The 19,366-nt window shown below is 74.1% G+C and carries 18 protein-coding genes and 1 riboswitch; of the genes, 6 read left to right on the forward strand and 12 right to left on the reverse strand.

The features are described from left to right. A partial coding sequence (locus P3T37_RS08340; protein ID WP_280722828.1) for a hypothetical protein occupies nt 1-696 on the reverse strand: 696 nt, incomplete at its 3' end. Between the two features lie 279 nt (nt 697-975). Beyond that, nucleotides 976-1,722 (reverse strand): phosphodiesterase, encoded by a 747-nt coding sequence (locus P3T37_RS08345; protein WP_280722829.1) that lies wholly within the window; start codon nt 1,720-1,722, stop codon nt 976-978. Between the two features lie 84 nt (nt 1,723-1,806). Between P3T37_RS08345 and cbiE the strand changes: the two genes are divergently transcribed. Both cbiE and cobM read left to right on the forward strand, forming a co-directional pair. Further along, nucleotides 1,807-3,066: a precorrin-6y C5,15-methyltransferase (decarboxylating) subunit CbiE gene (gene cbiE / locus P3T37_RS08350; RefSeq protein WP_280723138.1), complete on the forward strand. Its 1,260-nt coding sequence runs from the start codon at nt 1,807-1,809 to the stop codon at nt 3,064-3,066. Continuing rightward, on the forward strand, nt 3,063-3,815 hold the full coding sequence (cobM, locus tag P3T37_RS08355; RefSeq protein ID WP_280722830.1) for a precorrin-4 C(11)-methyltransferase: 753 nt from the start codon (nt 3,063-3,065) through the stop codon (nt 3,813-3,815). The genes cbiE and cobM overlap by 4 nt, the downstream gene beginning before the upstream one ends. Here the strand turns inward: cobM and P3T37_RS08360 are convergent. After that, the gene (locus P3T37_RS08360) at nt 3,812-4,951 is read right to left on the reverse strand and encodes a cobalt-precorrin-5B (C(1))-methyltransferase (protein WP_280722831.1); all 1,140 of its coding nucleotides are present in this window, start codon (nt 4,949-4,951) and stop codon (nt 3,812-3,814) included. The genes cobM and P3T37_RS08360 overlap by 4 nt on opposite strands. A 26-nt stretch (nt 4,952-4,977) precedes the next feature. On the opposite strand from P3T37_RS08360, the gene P3T37_RS08365 reads away from it, so the two are divergent. Next, nucleotides 4,978-5,730, forward strand: coding sequence for a cobalt-precorrin-6A reductase (locus P3T37_RS08365; RefSeq protein WP_280722832.1), 753 nt, complete (start codon nt 4,978-4,980; stop codon nt 5,728-5,730). A gap of 22 nt (nt 5,731-5,752) precedes the next feature. Next, a complete protein-coding gene (locus P3T37_RS08370) occupies nt 5,753-6,691 on the forward strand; it encodes an SDR family oxidoreductase (RefSeq protein WP_280722833.1) in 939 nt (312 codons plus the stop codon). 522 nt (nt 6,692-7,213) lie between these two features. On the opposite strand, the gene P3T37_RS08375 is transcribed toward P3T37_RS08370, so the two are convergent. The 6 genes from P3T37_RS08375 to P3T37_RS08400 form a co-directional block, all read right to left on the reverse strand. Further along, on the reverse strand, nt 7,214-7,822 hold the full coding sequence (locus P3T37_RS08375) for a hypothetical protein (protein ID WP_280722834.1): 609 nt from the start codon (nt 7,820-7,822) through the stop codon (nt 7,214-7,216). A gap of 168 nt (nt 7,823-7,990) precedes the next feature. Beyond that, complete coding sequence (locus tag P3T37_RS08380) at nt 7,991-9,511, reverse strand: precorrin-2 C(20)-methyltransferase (protein ID WP_280722835.1); 1,521 nt, start codon at nt 9,509-9,511, stop codon at nt 7,991-7,993. Further along, entirely contained in the window at nt 9,508-10,134 is a 627-nt protein-coding gene (locus P3T37_RS08385; protein ID WP_280722836.1) for a precorrin-8X methylmutase, read from the reverse strand. The genes P3T37_RS08380 and P3T37_RS08385 overlap by 4 nt, the downstream gene beginning before the upstream one ends. Next, nucleotides 10,131-11,354 (reverse strand): cobalamin biosynthesis protein CobG, encoded by a 1,224-nt coding sequence (locus tag P3T37_RS08390; RefSeq protein WP_280722837.1) that lies wholly within the window; start codon nt 11,352-11,354, stop codon nt 10,131-10,133. Before P3T37_RS08390 ends, P3T37_RS08385 begins: the two co-directional genes overlap by 4 nt. A 55-nt stretch (nt 11,355-11,409) precedes the next feature. Next, nucleotides 11,410-11,811: a type II toxin-antitoxin system VapC family toxin gene (locus P3T37_RS08395; RefSeq protein ID WP_280722838.1), complete on the reverse strand. Its 402-nt coding sequence runs from the start codon at nt 11,809-11,811 to the stop codon at nt 11,410-11,412. Continuing rightward, the gene (locus P3T37_RS08400) at nt 11,808-12,038 is read right to left on the reverse strand and encodes an antitoxin (RefSeq protein WP_280722839.1); all 231 of its coding nucleotides are present in this window, start codon (nt 12,036-12,038) and stop codon (nt 11,808-11,810) included. Before P3T37_RS08400 ends, P3T37_RS08395 begins: the two co-directional genes overlap by 4 nt. A 57-nt stretch (nt 12,039-12,095) precedes the next feature. Then, nucleotides 12,096-12,247: riboswitch (cobalamin riboswitch) on the forward strand. 107 nt (nt 12,248-12,354) lie between these two features. On the opposite strand from P3T37_RS08400, the gene cobN reads away from it, so the two are divergent. After that, complete coding sequence (cobN, locus tag P3T37_RS08405; protein ID WP_280722840.1) at nt 12,355-15,987, forward strand: cobaltochelatase subunit CobN; 3,633 nt, start codon at nt 12,355-12,357, stop codon at nt 15,985-15,987. 201 nt (nt 15,988-16,188) lie between these two features. Then, the gene (locus P3T37_RS08410) at nt 16,189-17,307 is read left to right on the forward strand and encodes a nucleotide disphospho-sugar-binding domain-containing protein (RefSeq protein WP_280722841.1); all 1,119 of its coding nucleotides are present in this window, start codon (nt 16,189-16,191) and stop codon (nt 17,305-17,307) included. Between the two features lie 15 nt (nt 17,308-17,322). Here the strand turns inward: P3T37_RS08410 and P3T37_RS08415 are convergent, their stop codons facing one another. From P3T37_RS08415 to P3T37_RS08425, 3 genes are read right to left on the reverse strand one after another with little or no spacing between them, the layout of a single operon-like run. Then, nucleotides 17,323-18,048 (reverse strand): zf-HC2 domain-containing protein, encoded by a 726-nt coding sequence (locus tag P3T37_RS08415; protein WP_280722842.1) that lies wholly within the window; start codon nt 18,046-18,048, stop codon nt 17,323-17,325. Further along, nucleotides 18,045-18,584 (reverse strand): sigma-70 family RNA polymerase sigma factor, encoded by a 540-nt coding sequence (locus tag P3T37_RS08420; protein WP_280722843.1) that lies wholly within the window; start codon nt 18,582-18,584, stop codon nt 18,045-18,047. The genes P3T37_RS08415 and P3T37_RS08420 overlap by 4 nt, the downstream gene beginning before the upstream one ends. A gap of 48 nt (nt 18,585-18,632) precedes the next feature. Continuing rightward, entirely contained in the window at nt 18,633-19,223 is a 591-nt protein-coding gene (locus tag P3T37_RS08425; protein ID WP_280722844.1) for a hypothetical protein, read from the reverse strand. Nucleotides 19,224-19,366: the final 143 nt, after the last annotated feature.

Consider the following 19,366-nt stretch of genomic DNA (forward strand, 5'->3'; position numbering starts at 1 on the left):
GCCGATGATCGAGTCAGCCGGGCCGCCGACCTGGCGCCAGCTCTGGCCTCCGGTCCACTCCATGACAGCGTTCTTGCCAGAGGTCAGACCGAAGACGTCGCCGTAGCCGTCCTCGGCGAACTGCGCACCGGGCCCGCCGATCTGGGTCCAACCGCTGCCCCCGGTGAACATCATGACGTTACCGGTCCCGGGGGTGGTGGCGAGCAGCCCCGCCGAGCCGCCGATGATCGAGTCAGCCGGGCCGCCGACCTGGCGCCAGCTCTGGCCTCCGGTCCACTCCATGACAGCGTTCTTGCCAGAGGTCAGACCGAAGATGTCGCCCTGGCCGTCGATGGCGAACTGCGCGCCGGGCCCGCCGATCTGGGTCCAGCTGCTGCCCCCGGTGAACATCATGACGTTGCCGACCCCGGGGGTGGTGGCGAGCAGCCCTCCGGCGCCCGCGTAGAGCGTGCCCGCCGGGCCGCCGATCTGGGTCCAGTTCTGCCCCCCGGTCCAGCGGTAGACGCCGCTCCCGTTGGGCGACAGCGCGACGAGGGACTGCACGGTCGACGCCCCCGACGACAGAGTCGCGGGTACGATCTTCGCTTCGGATGCCGGCTGGCCGGCCGCGTCGGCCGGCGCAGCCAGCAGAGCGCCACCGAGTACGAGCGTCACAGTGCTGAAGAGGATCTTGTGGAGCCTGGTGCGCAGGTTCATTTCGTCCTTCTCTCGTCTGATGCCGATGTGCAGGGCGATCTGCGCCGCTCGCAGGTGACGGTACGAACCCGAGCGGCCTCGACTCGCGGCCCTGGCGCAGGGACCAGGGAGTTGCGGTCTCCTGTTCGGTTGCAGTCGAGCCAAGGGCCTTGGTCGTGCGCTGCCCTCTCCTGCTGGTTCGACGTGTCCCGGAGCATCGCAGAGCCGAGTAAACGTCGGCTCAACGAGGGGCGCGCGGGAAACTGACACACGTGGCCGCCCAACCACACGGCATCGGCGTCAGTAGTGCCCGATCGTCCCCGCCGAGTGGCTGACGGCGACGGTGTGGGTGAGGCAGCCGGTGTCGGTCAGCAGGTGGAGCAGGAAGCCCGTCGGTTCGCCGACGTAGCCCAGCGGGCGGTCCTCGCGCATGGTCAGGTCGCTCTGCCGGTAGGTGCTGGGCGCGACCGCCAGGGTGCTGCCGGCGAAGTCGGCGGTGATCGGGCGGTGCACGTGGCCGGCCAGCACCCTGACGACCTGCGGGTGGCGGGCGATCACCTCGGCCAGCGCGTCGCCGTCCTCCAGCCGCATCGCGTCCAGGAACGGGATGCCGATCGGCACCGGCGGGTGGTGCAGGCAGACGAACGCGGGCAGCTCCGGGCGGCGGGCCAGCGTCTCGTCCAGCCAGGCGAGTTGCTCGGCGCCGAGCCGGCCGCCGGGCGAGCCGGGCAGGTGGGAGTCGAGCACCACGACGGTCGCCGCGGGGTAGTCGACGGTGTAGCGGGTCTGCGGCAGGGCGGCCGGGTCGTCGTGGTTGCCCGCCAGCAGGTGGACCGGCAGCGGGAAGCCGTCGAGGATCTCGCGCAGGGCGGCGTACTCGTCGGGACGGCCGTGGTTGACCAGATCACCGGTGATCACCACGCAGTCCGGCTGCGGGTCCAGCGCCAGGGCCCGGCTGAGCGCCCGGTGCAGGCCGGCCGCGGGCTCGCCGGCCAGCACGCCGGTGGTGATGTGCGGGTCGCTGAGGTGCGCGAGGGAGAAGGTCATCCCCGTACCGTACGGGCTGGTCCCCCAGGTCGGGGAAGGGCCCGGTAGGCTGCCGGTGCCCCTGCCCGGACCTGCGAGGAGACCCTGTTGACCAGCCCAGCAACCACCCCGCCGGTGACGGTCGTGGGCATCGGCGCGGACGGTTGGGCCGGACTCGCGCCGGGCTCGCGGGCGGCGCTGGAGGAGGCCGAGGTGGTGATCGGCGGGCCCCGGCAGCTGGAGCTGCTGCCCGCCGGCGTGCCGGCTGCCCGGGTGGCCTGGCCCTCGCCGCTGCGGCCCGCCGTTCCCGGGCTGCTGGCGGAGCACGCCGGGCGGCGGGTGGCGGTGCTGGCCAGCGGCGACCCGATGTTCTTCGGGATCGGCCGCACGCTGACCGAGCTGCTGGGCGCCGAGCGCCTGCGGGTGCTGCCGCACCCGTCCTCGGTCAGTTACGCCTGCGCCCGGCTGGGCTGGGCGCTGGAGGAGACCGAGACGGTCAGCCTGGTCGGGCGTCCCCTCGCCACGCTGGCCGGGGCGCTGTACGACGGGCGCCGGCTGCTGGTGCTGAGCGCCGATGCGGCCACCCCGGCGGCGGTGGCCGGTCTGCTGAGTGAACTCGGGTACGGGTCCAGCGGGTTGCGGGTCCTGGAGCAGCTGGGCGGGCCGGCCGAACGCGAACTGGACGGGCTCGCGCGGGACTGGGCGCACCCGGCCGGCGACCCGCTGAACATCGTCGCGCTGCACTGCCGGGCCGATCCCGACGCCCTGCCGTCCTCACTGGTCCCCGGCCTGCGGGACGAACTCTTCGAGAGCGACGGCCAGCTGACGAAGCGTCATGTCCGTGCGGCGACGCTGGCCACGCTCGCGCCGCGCCCCGGCGAGCTGCTCTGGGACGTCGGCGGCGGTTCCGGCAGCATCGCGATCGAGTGGCTGCGCGCGCACCGCAGCTGCCGGGCCGTCAGCGTGGAGCGCGACCCCGTGCGGGCCGGGCGGATCAGCCGCAACGCCGACGCACTGGGCGTGCCGAGGCTGCGCGTGGTGACCGGCGCCGCGCCCGCCGCCCTGGCCGGACTCCCCACCCCGGACGCGGTGTTCATCGGCGGCGGACTGACCGCTCCGGGCCTGCTGGAGGCCTGCTGGGCGGCGCTGCCGCCGGGTGGGCGGCTGGTCGCCAACACCGTGACGCTGGAGTCCGAGGCGCTGCTCACCGAGTGGTACCGCCGCGTGGGCGGCGAGTTGCTGCGGCTCGCCGTCGCCCATGCCGTCCCGGTCGGCGGCTTCACCGGGTGGCGGCAGGCGATGCCGGTCACCCAGTGGTCGGTAACCAAATCTGGCGTCAAGTCCCCTGTAGGAGAAGCATCGTGACTGTCTACTTCATCGGCGCGGGCCCCGGCGCCGCCGACCTGATCACGCTGCGCGGCGCCCGGCTGCTGGCCCGCTGCGAGGTCTGCCTGTACGCGGGCAGCCTGGTGCCCGCCGAACTGCTGGCCGAATGCCCGCCGGGGGCCAGGCTGGTGGACACCGCGCGGCTGGATCTGAACGAGATCACCGCCGAGCTGGTCCGGGCCCACCAGGCCGGCCAGGACGTCGCGCGGCTGCACTCCGGCGACCCGTCGGTGTTCAGCGCGGTCGCCGAGCAGATGCGCCGGCTGGACGCGGCCGGGGTGCCGTACGAGATCGTCCCGGGCGTGCCCGCGTTCGCCGCCGCCGCGGCGGCGCTGGGGCGCGAGCTGACCGTCCCGACGGTGGGCCAGACGGTGATCCTGACCCGGATCGCCCAGCAGGCCACCCCGATGCCCGCGGGCGAGGATCTGGCCACGCTCGGGCGCAGCGGCGCGCTGCTGGTGCTGCACCTGGCCGCCCGGTACGTCGACCGCGTGGTGACCGAGCTGCTGCCGAACTACGGCCCGGACTGCCCGGCGGCCGTGGTCGCGATGGCCAGCCGCCCCGACGAGCTGGTGCTGCGCGGGACGCTGGCCGACATCGCCGAGCAGGTGAAGGCGGCCGGCGTGGTGCGGACCGCCGTCATCATGGTCGGCCGGACGCTGGCGGCCGAGCAGTTCCCCGACAGCCACCTCTACTCCTGCGACCGCGACCGGTCCTGCCAGCCCTAGGGCCGGTTGGCCAGCGGCTCGGCGCGGCCCACGATGGTGCCGGCCCGGTCGATGCAGATCACGTCGACCGCGACCGGCGCCTCGCGCAGCACGCCGAGCGCCGTCGCGCGGGCGCCGCGGGCCACCAGGTCGCCGAGCGGCACCCCCGCCGCCGTGCAGAGCTGGACGGCCTCCAGGCCGGTGTTGGCCGCCGCCACCGCGGCCACCAGCTCGGGCCCGGCGCCGCCCTCGCGGGCGAGTCCGGCCAGGAACCCCTTGTCCACCTGGGAGCGTGCGGAGTGCAGGTCGAGATGGCCGGCCGCCAGCTTGGAGAGCTTGGCGAACCCGCCGGCGATGGTCAGCCGGTCCACCGGGTGGCGGCGCAGGTACTTGAGCACGGCGCCGGCGAAGTCGCCCATGTCGAGCAGGGCGTCCTCGGGCAGCCCGTGCTCGGCCACCGCGACCCGCTCCGAGGTCGAGCCGGTGCAGCCCGCGACGTGCGTACGGCCGGCGGCGCGCGCCACGTCCACGCCGCGCCGGATGCTGTCGATCCAGGCCGAGCAGGAGTACGGCACCACGATGCCGGTGGTGCCCAGCACCGAGAGGCCGCCGAGGATGCCCAGGCGCGGGTTCCAGGTGCTGCGGGCGATCTCGGCGCCGTTGTCGATCGAGATCTCGATCACGACGTCGCCGGTGCCGCCGTGCCGGGCGGCCACCGCGGCCACCGCGTCGCGCATCATCTGGCGCGGCACCGGGTTGATCGCGGGCTCGCCGACGGCCAGCGGCAGGCCGGCCTTGGTCACCGTGCCGACGCCGCTGCCGGCCAGGAACCGCACGCCGCTGCCGGCCGGCCCCAGGCGCACCGTCGCGCGGATCACGGCGCCGTGCGTCACGTCCGGGTCGTCGCCGGCGTCCTTCACGACGGCCGCCATCGCAACCTGATCTGCCTGACGTTCCGTCAACTCCTCGCCGGCCAGGGCGAAGGCGGGCTGCTGGCCCTTCGGCAGCGTGATCGCCACCGGGTCGGGGAACTCGCCGGTGAGCAGCGCGGTGTAGGCCGCGGTGGTGGCGGCGGTGGCGCAGGCGCCGGTCGTCCAGCCGGGCCGCAGACCGCTGCTGCGCAGCTGCTCCTCGCGACCACCGGTCACGTCAGACATGCCACCACCCCAGGGAAGGACCAACCGTGCGGCACATCCTGATCCTCGGCGGTACCACCGAGGGCCGCCGCCTGGCAGCCGAGCTGGCCGCCGACCCGAACGTACGGGTGACCAGCTCGCTGGCCGGCCGGGTCGCCGAACCGCGGCTGCCGGCCGGGGAGGTCCGGGTGGGCGGCTTCGGCGGCGCCGAGGGCCTCGCCGACTGGCTGCGGTCGCAGCACGTGCACACCCTCATCGACGCCACGCATCCCTTCGCCCAGACCATCAGCCGCAACGCGGCCGAGGCGGCCGCCGCCGTCCATACTCCCCTGCTCGCCCTGCGCCGGCCCAGCTGGGTCCCGGAGCCGGCCGACCGCTGGCATCCGGTCGGCTCGCTGGAGCAGGCCGCCGCCGTCCTGCCGGGCCTTGGACGGCGGGCGCTGCTGACCACCGGGCGCCTCGGCATGGCGGCCTTCGCCGGGGTCCGCGGGGTGCACATCGTCGCCCGGTCGGTGGAGCGGCCGGACCCGCCGCTGCCGGCCGACCTGCTGGTGCTGCTCGACCGGGGGCCGTTCCACCTGGACGGCGAGCGCGAGGTGTTCCGCGAGCACCGGATCGACGTCCTGGTGACCAAGGACAGCGGGGGCGCGGCGACCGCGCCGAAGCTGGCCGTGGCGCGCGAACTCGGCCTGCCGGTGGTGATCGTGGAGCGGCCCGCGGCGCCTGCCGGGGTGCCGGTGGTGGCGGATGTGCAGGGTGCACTGGACTGGCTGCGCGCGCACTGGGATACCGTCGACTGAATGCCGTCGAGAGGAGCCCGTCGTGGCCCGTAGGCCCCAGGACATCGCCATCCCCGACCAGAGCGGCCGACTGGCCGTGGTGACCGGGTCGAACAGTGGAATCGGCTTCGAGACCGCACGGCGACTGGCGCTGGCCGGCGCCGAAGTGGTGCTCGCCGTCCGGGACAGCGCCAAGGGCGAGGCCGCGGCCGAGCGGATCCGCCAGGACGCCCCGGACGCCGCGGTGTCGGTGGCGGCGCTGGACCTCTCCAGCCTGGACTCGGTGGCCGGCTTCGCCGCCACGCTGGCCGAGCGCGGCACGCCCGTCGACCTGCTGGTGAACAACGCCGGGGTGATGGCCGTACCCACCCGGCACTCCACCGCGGACGGCTTCGAGCTCCAGTTCGGCACCAACTACCTCGGGCACTTCGCCCTCACCGCCCGCCTGCTGCCGCTGCTGCGCGCCGCCAAGGCACCCCGGGTGGTCACGGTGAGCAGCCTGGCCGCGCACCCGGGCCGGATCGACTTCCGCAACCTCAACGCCGAGCGCCGCTACAGCGCGTGGGACGCCTACTCCCGCTCCAAGCTGGCCGACCTGATGTTCGCCCTGGAACTGGACCGGCGCAGCGCCCGGCACGGCTGGGGCATCCTGAGCAACGCCGCGCACCCGGGCTTCACCCGCACCAACCTGACGCGCAGCGGCCCCACCCTGGGCCGGGCCCCCGGCTCGTTCAACCTGAACGAGTGGTCCACCAGGGTGCCCGGGATCTTCCAGGACCCTGCGCTCGGCGCGCTGCCGAGCCTGGTGGCCGCCACCAGCGCCCGTGCGGTGGGCGGCGGTTACTACGGTCCGGACGGGCTCGGCGGCCTCACCGGTCTGCCGACGACGGCCCGGATCCCCTTCCAGGCCCGCAACGCGACGACGGCGGCCCGGCTCTGGGCGGTCTCCGAGCAGCTCACGGCGGTGTCGTTCACCTCCTGAACACCCTTCCCCGCTACGGCCCGTCGCGCCCGCTCCGGCGCGACGGGCCGTTGTCAGTGCCGGCCGATAGGTTGATGACATCAGCCGGGGGAACAAGCCCCCGGCCCGGCCCGTCGGCGGACGGGCCGGCAGCAGGAAATCCAGTACCGCCGACGCCGGTACAGCCAGTACCGTCAAGCACGTCAAGCCGGAACCGTCGGCTGCCACACAGGGGATGGCAGCCGCGACACGGCCAAACACCTCAGCTGGACCCCTCCGCGCACACGGGTGTCGTCGCCATGCCGTCATCCGGGCGCCGAAGGGTCACCATCACCGCAGTATCGAGAAAGAGGGGACAGTCATGTCGGTTTTCGGGGGAGTCTTTCAGGTCGTGTCCGCCCAGTTCCAGAGCAACGGCTCCGGGGAGGACACGAGTTGGACCTAGAGAGGAACTGACTCCACATCAAAGTGCTGATGATCGGCACTGATTGACGAAACGACACCGGCCCGGCCGCGGAGCGATCCGCGACCGGGCCGCGGGTGTCATACGGTCATCGCGACGGCCTCCAGGCGCAGCGACTGCCCGGTCGTGCCGACCAGCGCGGTCTGCATGGCGTCCGCGCACTGCCACTGCTGCCAACCGGTGTTCTGCACGTACCCGTCCACGCAGACACCGCCGCTCGCGACGCTGACCGCGAGCGCCTCCATGCGCAGCGACTGGCCGGTGGTGCCGACGACGACGTCGGTTGCGTCGTCGCCGCAGCGCCAGCCCTGCCAGCCGCTGTACTGCTCGTAGGCGTCCGCGCAGACGCCGCCGATGCCGGTGACCAGGATGTCCAGCGCCTCAAGTCGCAGGCTCTGCCCCTGCGTTCCGGCGACTCGCCCGTCGCAGACCGGCGGCTGCCAGCCGATGTTCTGCACATGTGCCGCGTAACAGATGTGCCGGACCTGGGAGTTGGGGTTCTCGGCCTGTGCCCGCTGCGCGGCGGCCACCAGTGCGGCGTGGGTGGCCGGGTCGGCGGCGACCGTGACCGGGGGCACCCGCCCGCCGTCCGGGTCCGCGGCCGGCGCCGGTGCGGCTCCCATGGTGAGGCCCGCCATCAGCAGGGTGGCGGCGAGCACTCCGGCCGGGGTTCGACGGTTTCGCTTCATCGCGCGGGGTCCTTTCGCGTGCGCACGGCCCGTCGGTGACAGGCCTTTCGGGGACAGCCACTGCGGAAACTAGTGCCCGCACGGCGATGGCCCGCGCGCCCGACGCGAAGACTCGGGAAACTCTCGCCCGGTTGGCCGCGCAGCTGACTGCGCGGCCAACCCCACGTCTCAGTCCTCCGGGTAGCGGCGCGGGGTCCAGACGACCTCGGTGCCGTCGCCGCGGCGGACCGCCTGGGTCTGCGAGGAGCCGATCAGCAGGATGGTGCGCATGTCGACCTCGGCCGGGTCGAGGTCGGCGAGCCGGACCGTGCGGACCCGCTCGGTGGGGCCGCCGACATCCCGGGCCAGCACCACGGGGGTGTCCGGCGCGCGGTGTTCGAGCAGCAGGTCGCGGGCCAGGCCGACCTGCGTGGTGCGGCTGCGCGAGCCGGGGTTGTAGAGGGCCAGCACCAGGTCGGCCGAGGCCGCCGCGCGCAGCCGGGTCGCCACCGCCGACCACGGCTTGAGCCGGTCGGAGAGCGAGACCACCGCGTAGTCGTGGCCGAGCGGGGCGCCCGCGCGGGAGGCCGCGGCGTGCGCGGCCGTCATCCCGGGGACGATCCGGACCGGCACCTCGCGGTACGGGTCGGCGCAGGCGGCCTCCAGGACGGCGGTGGCCATCGCGAAGACGCCCGGGTCGCCGGAGGAGACCACCGCGACCCGGCGGCCGCGCCGGGCCAGGTCCAGGGCGAACTCGGCGCGCTCGGCCTCGACCTTGTTGTCCGAGCCGTGCCGCTGCTGCCCGGGGCGCACCGGGACCCGGTCCAGGTAGGTGGTGTAGCCCACCAGGTCGTCGGCGGCGGCGAGTTCACCGCGCGCCTCGGGGGTCAGCCAGAGCGGTCCGGCCGGGCCGAGGCCGACCACGACCACCTGGCCCTCCTTCGAAGAGGGAGCTTCGTCCGTCGGCAGCCCGATCCGGCTCGGCAGGATCGCGACCGAGAAGTACGGCACGGACTCCGGGTCCACCTCGGCGAGCGGCGCCATCCGCTCCCCCGCCATGGTGGCCCGCTCGACGAACTGCGCGTCCGCCAGCCGCCCCGAGCGCTCCAGCGCCCGGCGCACGGTGGGGAAGGTCCGGCCGAGCTTGAGGATCGCGGCCGAGTCGGTGGCGGCCAGCCGGGCCGTCAGCTCCTCCTCCGGCAGCGTGCCCGGCAGGATGGTCAGCACCTCCTCCGCCTCGACCAGCGGTCGTCCCAGCCGGGCGGCCGCGGCGCTCACCGAGGTCACCCCGGGGACCACCTCGGTCGGGTAGCGGTGCGCGAGCCGCTTGTGCATGTGCATGTACGAGCCGTAGAACATCGGGTCGCCCTCGGCGAGCACCACCACGTCGCGGCCGGCGTCCAGGTGGACCGCGAGACGGGCTGCGGCCTCCTCGTAGAACTCGTCCAACGCCCCCCGGTAGCCGCCGGGGTGGTCGGTGGTCTCGGTGGTGACCGGGTAGACCAGCGGCTCCTCGATCTGGCCCTCGCGCAGGTAGCGGGCCGCGATCGAGCGGGCGATCGAACGGCCGTGCCGGGCGCTGTGGTACGCCACCACGTCGGCCTTGCCGATCAGCGCGGCGGCGCGCACGGTCATCAGGTCCGGGTCGCCCGGACCGAGGCCGACGCCGTACAGCCGACCGGTCCCAGCTGCTATCTGACGGTCCGTCATTCGATCTCACTCGCAATCGCGTTCAGGGCCGCCGCCGCGATGGCGCTGCCGCCGCGCCGCCCGCGCACCACCAGGTGCTCCAGGCCCGCGGGGTGGTCGGCCAGCGCCTGCTTGGACTCGGCCGCGCCGATGAAGCCGACCGGGACGCCGATCACGGCGGCCGGGCGGGGGGCGCCCGCCTCGATCATCTCCAGCAGCCGGAAGAGCGAGGTCGGCGCGTTGCCGACGGCGACCACCGAGCCCTCCAGGCGGTCGCGCCACAGCTCCATGGCCGCCGCGCTGCGGGTGGTGCCGAGCTCGGCCGCGAGCGCGGGCACCGAGGGGTCGGAGAGCGTGCAGATCACCTCGTTGTCGGCGGGCAGCCGCTTGCGGGTGACCCCGCTGGCCACCATCGAGACGTCGCACAGGATCGGCGCACCGGCCCGCAGCGCGGCCCGCGCGGCGGAGACCACGCCGGGGGTCCAGAGCAGGTCGGAGACCAGGTCGGTCATCCCGCAGGCGTGGATCATCCGCACCGCGACCTGGGAGACGTCGGCGGGCAGACCGGCGAGGTCGGCCTCGGCGCGGATGGTGGCAAAGGACTCGCGGTAGATCGCCGCGCCGTCCTTCTCGTACTCGATCACGTGGTCCTCCGGGCCGCAGCGACCGCTGCCGCCATCTGTTGGTTCGTCACTTCGGTGGCACTGCCGGGCAGTTGGGAGATGCGGTAGCCGTCGCCGGTGGCCAGCACGTCGACCCACTCGCCGACCGGGTGCCCGCAGCGGCGCTCGCAGCCCGACCAGTGCACGGGCAGCAGGGGCGGCACGGGCAGGCCGGCGAGACCGGCGGTGGCGTCCAGCGCGGCCGCGGCCTCGGTCCGGACGTCGGCCAGCGACTTGGCGCAGCCGGGCGAGCCGGTGCAGGCGGTGGCCCGCTCCCAGGGCGAGTGGGGGTCGGTGCGCAGTCCGGCGGCGGCCAGCTCGGGCAGCCGGGCGGGGTCGGCCCCGGGCAGCACCACGCCGCGCCAGGGGGTCACCCGCAGCTCGTCCACCGTCGCCGCCAGCAGGCGCCACTGCTCCGCGCTCGCCCGGCCGAAGCGCAGGCCGACGCAGAGCGCTCCGTCATGCTCACCGACCACGGGACGGGTCCCGGGCAGAGCGGGCAGCGGGCGCGGGTCCAGGCCGAGCGCGGCCGCCAGCAGCGTGCCGTCCGGATCGGCCTCGCGCACCCGCCAGGATCCGCTGTCCAGCCGGACGAACGCCTCGGCGGCGGCCAGCGCCGCCCGCACGGGATCGGCCACCGGCGCGGCCGTCGCCGCCCGGCCGAGCCGCAGCAGGGCGGTCCCGGCGGGCTGTGCGATCAAGGTCACATCGGCGTCCAGCGCCGCGACGTCGCCGGTCCCGTCGTCCAGCGCGAAGAGGAACCGGCCGGAGAGCGCCCGGGCACTCTCGCTCCCCTGCAGCAGTTCGTCGAGCTGCCGCACCCAGCCGCGCAGGTCCGCCCCAGCACCGGGCAGCCCGGCCAGCGGCGAGGCGACGATGTTGCGCACCCGGTCGTGGGTGTCCGAGGGCAGCAGTCCGGCCGACCGCAGCCGGGCGCCCAGCTCCGCACCGGCATCGGCGGCCAGGCCGCGCAGTTGGACGTTCCCGCGCGAGGTGCTCTCCAGCCGGCCGTCGCCCAGCGCGGTCGCGGCGTCCGCCAGCACCCGCACCTGATCGGACGACAGCAGCCCGCCCGGCACCCGGACCCGCGCCAACGCCCCGTCGTCCGCCGCATGCAGCCGCAGCGCGCCCGGACAGGCGTCGTCGCGCCCACGAACAGCCCGGACGGGGGCAGGCTCGAAGGGGGAGGGTGAGGGTGACATGGCCGCGAGCATACCGATGATCCGACCGCCCGTAAGCCCCGCATCAGGCAGTACGTCAGTCCGAGGCGAAGACCTCGATGTCACACTTCGCTGCGCCACTGCGCCCGATCCGCGCGTCACTCGTGATCAGCGGCGCACCGAGAGCCTCGGCAAGGGCGACGTACTGGGCGTCGTAGGCGCTGATGTTGTGGTTCAGCTCCCGCACGCGCCGCCACAGCGCCAGGGTCTCGTGGCGGGTGACGGCCAGTGCCTGGTAGTCGGCCACGGCCTTCGCCGCCTCGCGCTCCGCCAGTTTTCCGCCGCGGACCATCCCGAACACGGCCGAGACGATCTCGTAGTCCAGCAGACCGGGGGCCGCAAGGGCGGTGGCGGCGCTCAGACGCTTGCGGACCGCGGAGCCGGCCGGGCCGTGATCGGTGAGCGCATGGACGAGCGCCGAGCAGTCGACGACGATCACCGGCGCTCCCGGCCGCCCTCGATGGCGGCCAGGACGTCGGCCGTGCTGATATCCGTACGCGCCTCCCGCTCCAGGCGTTCCATCATCTCGGCGAGGCTGGGCTTGGACGTCTCGCGAGCGAGCAGGTCCAGCGCGTACGCCTGAAGGGACTGACCGGCCTGCGCGGCGCGGGTCTTCAGGGTCTGCAGCATGTCGTCCGGGACGTCCCGAATGGTGAGTGCCGTCATGCCTGCATTTTAGCAGCAGTGGCAGCATTTTGCCTGCACTGGCACCCGGGACGGCCCGTTACTATGACGCCGGGTGGGCCCATCAGTCCGCCCACGCCAGCGACGGCGCAAAGGGGAGGAAGCCGGTGCGAAACCGGTGCGGTCCCGCCACTGTGACCACGGCTCACCCGCCGTGGGAGCCAGGAACTCCCAGCCGTCCTCATCTGCCCGCGGCCACCGGCCACGGGCACCCCCACGGGGCGCGGACCCCGAGGAAGGCACGCCGTATGCGCACCGTCATGCCCGTCCCCGCCGACCACCGCGGGAGGGCCGCCGCGTGATCCTGCTCCTGTCGACCTCCGACACCGACCTGCTCTCCGCCCGCGCCGCCACCGGCCCGGTCCCCTACCGGCTGGGCAACCCGGCCCGGCTGACCGCCGAGGACCTGCCCGCCCTGGTCGAGGGCACCGACCTGGTGGTGGTCCGCCTGCTCGGCGGCCGCCGCGCCTGGGAGGAGGGCCTGGACGCGCTGCTGGCCGGACCGCGCCCGGTGATCGTGCTGAGCGGCGAACAGGCCCCGGACGCCCAGCTGATGGAGCTCTCCACCGTCCCGGCCGGCCTGGCCGCCGAGGCGCACGCCTACCTCGCGCACGGCGGCCCTGCCAACCTCGGCGAGCTCGCCGCGTTCCTGTCCGACACCGTGCTGCTCACCGGCCACGGCTTCGCCGCCCCCGCCTCGGCGCCCGACTGGGGTCCGCTGGAGCGCACGCCCCGGCGCACCGAGGGCCCGCTGGTCGCGGTGCTCTACTACCGCGCCCACCACATGAGCGGCAACACCGCCTTCGTCGACACCCTGTGCGCCGCGATCGAGGACGCCGGCGGCCGGGCGCTGCCGCTGTACTGCTCCTCGCTGCGCGGCGCGAGCGCCGAACTGCTGGCCGAACTCGGCCGCGCCGACGCCATCGTGACCACCGTGCTGGCCGCCGGCGGCACCCGCCCGGCCGACGCCTCGGCCGGCGGCGACGAGGAGGCCTGGGACGCGGGCGCGCTCGCCGCGCTCGACCGCCCGATCCTCCAGGCGCTCTGCCTGACCTGGTCGCGCGCGGTCTGGGAGTCCAGCGACGAGGGCCTCTCCCCGCTGGACACCGCCACCCAGGTCGCCGTGCCGGAGTTCGACGGGCGGCTGATCACCGTGCCGTTCTCCTTCAAGGAGCTGGACGAGGACGGCCTGACGGTCTACGTCGCCGACCCCGAGCGCTCGGCCCGGGTCGCCGGGATCGCCGTGCGGCACGCCCGGCTGCGGCACATCCCGGCCGCCGAGCGGCGCCTGGCGCTGGTGCTGTCCGCGTACCCGACCAAGCACGCCCGGGTCGGCAACGCGGTCGGCCTGGACACCCCGGCCAGCGCCGCCCGGCTGCTGCGCCGACTGCACGGCGAGGGCTGGGACATCGGCCCGCTGGAGGGTCCGGACGCGCTGCCCGGGCTGGCCGACGTCGAGGGGCAGCACGAGGGCGACGCGCTGATCCGCGCGCTGATCGACGCCGGCGGCTACGACCAGGACTGGCTCACCGAGGACCAGTTGGCCCGCAACCCGGTCCGGATCCCGGCCGCCGACTACCGGCGCTGGTACGCGGGCCTGCCCGAGGGTCTGCGCAGCAAGGTCGAGCAGCACTGGGGTCCGGCGCCCGGCGAGCTGTACGTGGACCGCAGCCAGAACCCGGACGGCGACATCGTGCTGGCCGGCCTGCGGGCCGGCAACCTGCTGGTGCTCGTCCAGCCGCCGCGCGGCTTCGGCGCCAACCCGGTGGCGATCTACCACGACCCCGACCTGCCGCCCTCGCACCACTACCTGGCCGCCTACCGCTGGATCGCGGCCGCCCAGGACGACAACGGCTTCGGCGCCGACGCCGTGGTGCACCTGGGCAAGCACGGCAACCTGGAGTGGCTGCCCGGCAAGACCGCCGCGCTCTCCGCCGACTGCGGGCCGGACGCCGCGCTCGGCGACCTGCCGCTGATCTACCCCTTCCTGGTCAACGACCCGGGCGAGGGCACCCAGGCCAAGCGCCGCGCGCACGCCACCCTGGTGGACCACCTGGTCCCGCCGATGGCCCGCGCCGAGAGCTACGGCGACATCGCCCGCCTGGAGCAACTCCTGGACGAGCACGCCAACATCGCCGCGATGGACCCGGCCAAGCTGCCGGCCGTCCGGGCGCAGATCTGGACGCTGATCCAGGCCGCCCGGCTCGACCACGACCTCGGTCTGGAGGACCGCCCCGAGGACGACGGCTTCGACGACTTCCTGCTGCACGTCGACGGCTGGCTCTGCGAGATCAAGGACGCCCAGATCCGCGACGGCCTGCACGTGCTGGGCCAGGCGCCGGCCGGCACCGACCGGGTCAACCTGGTGCTGGCGATCCTGCGGGCCCGGCAGATCTGGGGCGGCGTGCGCGCGCTGCCCGGGCTGCGCGAGGCGCTCGGCCTGGACGAGGCGGCGCTGACGCTGGGCAGCGTCGACGCCGTCGAGGCGCAGGCGCGCGCGCTGGTCGAGGCGATGGAGGCCGCCGACTGGGCCCCCGAGGCCGTCGAGAAGGTCGCCGCCGGGCTGCCGACCGCGGTGGCCGAGGTGCTGGACTTCGCCGTCCACCAGGTCGTCCCCCGACTGGCCGGTACGGTCAACGAGTTGGACGCCGTGGTGCACGCGCTGCGCGGCGGCTTCGTGCCCGCCGGGCCGTCCGGTTCGCCGCTGCGCGGGCTGGTCAACGTGCTGCCGACCGGCCGCAACTTCTACTCGGTGGACCCCAAGGCGGTGCCCAGCCGGCTGGCCTGGGAGACCGGGCAGGCGCTGGCCGAGTCGCTGGTCGACCGCTACCGGGCCGACAACGACGGCGCCGTGCCGCCGTCGGTGGGCCTCTCGCTCTGGGGCACCAGCGCGATGCGCACGGCCGGCGACGACATCGCCGAGGCGTTCGCGCTGCTCGGCATCCGGCCGATCTGGGACGACGCCTCGCGCCGGGTCACCGGCCTGGAGCCCATCCCGCTGGCCGAACTCGGCCGTCCGCGGGTGGATGTGACGCTGCGGATCTCCGGCTTCTTCCGCGACGCCTTCCCGCACGTGGTCGCCCTGCTGGACGACGCGGTGCGCCTGGCGGCGGCTCAGGAGGAGTCGGCCGAGGAGAACTTCGTGCGCGCCCACGTGCAGGCCGACCTGGCCGAGCACGGGGACGAACGCCGGGCCACCGTCCGGGTGTTCGGCTCCCGCCCGGGGACGTACGGGGCCGGCCTGCTGCAGCTGATCGACAGCCGCGACTGGCGCACCGACGCCGACCTCGCCGAGGTCTACACGGCCTGGGGCGGCTACGCCTACGGTCGCGGCCTGGACGGGCGCCCGGCGCGCGAGGAGATGGAGACCGCCTACAAGCGGATCACCGTCGCAGCCAAGAACACCGACACCCGCGAGCACGACATCGCCGACTCGGACGACTACTTCCAGTACCACGGCGGCATGGTGGCCACCGTGCGGGCGCTGACCGGCTCCTCCCCCGCCGCGTACATCGGCGACTCCACCCGGCCCGAGACGGTCCGCACCCGCACGCTGACCGAGGAGGCGGCCCGGGTCTTCCGCGCCCGGGTGGTCAACCCGCGCTGGCTGGAGGCGATGCGCCGGCACGGCTACAAGGGCGCCTTCGAGATGGCCGCCACGGTCGACTACCTGTTCGGCTACGACGCCACCACCGGCGTGGTCGCGGACTGGATGTACGAGCGGCTGACCCAGGAGTACGTGCTGGACCCGGTCAACCGGGAGTTCCTCACCGACGCCAACCCCTGGGCGCTGCACGGCATCAGCGAGCGCCTGCTGGAGGCCGCCGAGCGCGGCCTGTGGGCCGAGCCCGATCCCGCGCTGCTGGACGAGCTGCGCGCGGCCTTCCTGGAGGCCGAGGGCGATCTGGAGGACGGCGCCGCAGGGAGCTGATCGCCGCAGGGCCCGTCCTCGCGACGGGCCCTGCGCATGGCGCGATCTGGGTGCAGGCCTCCGGGGATTTGGCAAGGGGCGCCCACGAAACGTCCGGTAGTCGTCGCTTGGACAGGATGAATTTGACCGATCATCAGGTCGGCCAGGGAGACTGAAACCAGCCTCATCTGATGATCATCCGCCCTGGCAAGGAGAACTACCGTGCGCGTCCTCTTCACCGGCCCGGCTTCGGCCGGACACCTGTTCCCGATGGTCCCCACCGCCCAGGCACTGCGGTCCGCCGGACACGACGTGCTGTTCGCCATGGCCTCGCCGATGGACCCGATCCTCAACTCCGGCATCCCGGTCACCGAGATCGGCGACGGCACCACCATCAAGCAGCTCGTCGCCGAAGCCACCCAGCAGGGCGAATCCCTCAGCTACCTCTCCCGCCGGAGCCAGGACGAGATCCTCGACGGCGCGGCCGTGCTCTTCGCCAAGCTCTCCCGCGCCACGGTCGACGGCCTGCTGGACACCGCGACCGCCTGGGGCGCGGACGTCCTGGTCTACGACTCCTTCCAGCCCGCCGCCCCCCTGGTCGCCGCGAAGCTCGGCATCCCCTCGGTGGTGCACAACTTCGGCGTCGCCTCGGGCCACGCCATGATCGCCCGGCTGGCCCGCAACTTCACCGAGGCCTACGAGACCTACCAGGTGGAGGGCCCGGCCCGGCCGATCGCGCTGGACGTGCTGCCCGCCTCGCTCGGCGGTGACGGCGACGGCTGGCGGGTGCGCTACGTCCCGTACAACGGCGGCGGCGCGGTGCCGTCCGACCTGCGGCACCGCGGCGAGCGGCCGCGCATCGCGGTCACCCTGGGCACCGTGCTGACCCAGGTGGACGGCGTGAACGCGATCGTCCAGCTGGCCGAGGCCGCCGCCGGGGTGGACGCCGACTTCCTGCTCGCGGTGGGCGGCACCGACCTCAGCCCGCTCGGCGAACTCCCGCCCAACGTCAAGCCGCTGCCCTGGGTCCCGCTGGCCGAGCTGCTGCGCGTCTCGGACGCGCTGGTGCACCACGGCGGCTCGGGCACCATGATGACGGCGGTGGTCGCGGGCGTGCCGCAGCTGATACTGCCGCAGGGCGCGGACCACTTCGGCAACGCGGACGCCGCCGTGAAGTCCGGGTTCGCGCTGAGCGCCGGCTCGGCGGACGTGGACGCCAAGCTGCTCGGCCAGCTGCTCACCGACCCCGCCCTGGCCGCCGGCGCGCAGCAAATTCAGGCCGAGAACGCCGCGATGCCCAGCCCGGCCGACCTGGTGGCGAACTTCGAGCAGCTGGTCTGACGCAGCTGGTCCGACTCAGCCGCCGGCCGGGATGCTCACCAGGATCTGGTGGGTGGCGAGGTCCTGGACCTCGAAGTGGCTGATGTCGGCCGGGTGGAAGCCCGCGCCGCCGGTGGTCTGCAACTCCTTGCCGGCCTGCGGCTGGGACGGGGCCTGCGGGCTGTAGCCGGTGGGCGCGATGTGCCAGCTGGTGACGGTCTGCTGCTGGCCGCTGGTGGAGACGGCGACCAGGTCGCAGTCACGCGGCCCGCTCACGCCGTTCAGCGTGAGGGTGACGGCGCTGCCCCAGCCCTTGGCGGCCACTCCGACGGTCGCGCTGATCGTGCCGGTGGGGTCGGTGGCGGTGTGCAGCACGCCCGCCTGCACGGTGGAGTGGCCGCCGGCGTCCAGCACCGCGGCGGTCACCGCAGGTCCGCCCAGCACCAGCACCGCCGCCGCGGCCACCAGGACCAGCCTCCTGGTCCGGCTGCGGCGGCGTACCGAGCGGACCTCGCCGAGCAGGCCTTCCAGCAGCCGCGGACCGGGCTCGGGCAGCGACTCTCTCACCCCCGTGTCGGCCAACTCGGCAAGCAGCGGCTCCAGTTCACTGAGCTCGGCGACCTCCGCGGCGCACTGCGCGCAGTGCGCGAGATGGGCCTGGAACGCGATGCGGTCCGCCTCGTCGAGCACGCCGAGGACGTACGCGCCGGCATCGAGGTGCCGGTCCTGCCCCTGGGGGACCTCGCGGTCCTGGCCGTTCACGACGTCACTCCTCGTTCCTCGAGCGCGAGCTTCAGCGAGCGCAGCGCGTAGAAGACCCGGGACTTCACCGTACCGGCCGGAATGCCCAGTTCCTCCGCGGCCTCCCCGACCGTCCGGCCCTTCAGGTAGGTCTCCACGATGACCTCCCGGTGCGCCTGGCTGAGCGCCCCGAGCGCGTCGGTGATCGTCATCAGCCGCAGCGCCCGGTCCAGTTCGTCCTCGGCCGGCAGCAGCTCCAGCGGCGCCGCGTCGGTCTCCGGCGGGCGGGCCGCGCCGCGCCGGTGGTTGTCGATGACGATCCGCCGGGCCACCGTGACCAGCCAGGGCCGGACCGACCCCGCCGCCACGTCGAGCCGGTCGGCGTTGCGCCAGGCCCGGACCAGGGTCTCCTGGACCACGTCCTCGGCGCGCTGCCGGTCGCCGCCCACCAGGTGCAGCACGAACCCGAAGAGCGGCCCGGCGTGCTCGTGGTAGAGCGCCCGCATCAGCTCCTCGTCCGTGGCGGCGCCGCGGCCGGCCCGGGAATCATCGGTCACCACGCCATCTTGGCGCACCCCTAACCTCCAGGTCGAGCGAACGACTCGTCAGTAGCCGTAACCGCCACCGGACGGGCTGCTGGGCTTGGCGGGCGTGCTGGGCGCAGCCGGGGCCTGCGCCATGGCCTTGCCGCCGGTCGGCGTACTGGCGAACCAGAGGCCCATGACCCCCTGGCCGTTGGTGTCGCCGGGTGCCGTGTCGGGGCTGTAGCGGTAGAGCGGCCAGCCGTTCAGGGTGAGCTGCTTGGTGCCGTCGGCGCGGGTCAGCGTGCCGACCAGGCTCGCGTTGACGCCGTTCGCGGTGACCGCTCCGCTGGGCGCCATGGCCGGCGGCCAGAGGGTGGCACAGGAGCCGGTGCAGTTGGACATCGAGGGGTTCGCGGAGTCCTTGTCGAAGCGGTAGAGCGTGTGGCCGGCGCCGTCCGTGACGATCTGGCCCAGCTTGGCGTTGGTGGTCACCTGGAGGTCGGCCAGGGTGTGGCTGGGCGAGGACGAAGGCGAGGACGAGGCCGCCGGCGGCATGCTCGCCGCGGGCGACGGGGACGAGGACTTGCCGCTGGACCCACTCGACCCGCAGGCCGTCGCCAGGGCGAGCACCGCGGCCGCCGAGGCCGTCAGCAGTCCGGCACGCTTAGTCATGTACATGGCATACACCCCAGCAGTCTGATGAACGGACCGAGCGGCACGGTCGCCGCTCCACCGGGGAGTACGCAACCCGCCGCCCGGTCGTTCAACCGCGGGGGGATTTTCTTCCGCGTGACGGAGGGGAGTTGCCGCGTCCG

This window comes from Kitasatospora sp. MAA4 (assembly GCF_029893355.1).
In the GTDB taxonomy this organism is placed as follows: domain Bacteria; phylum Actinomycetota; class Actinomycetes; order Streptomycetales; family Streptomycetaceae; genus Kitasatospora.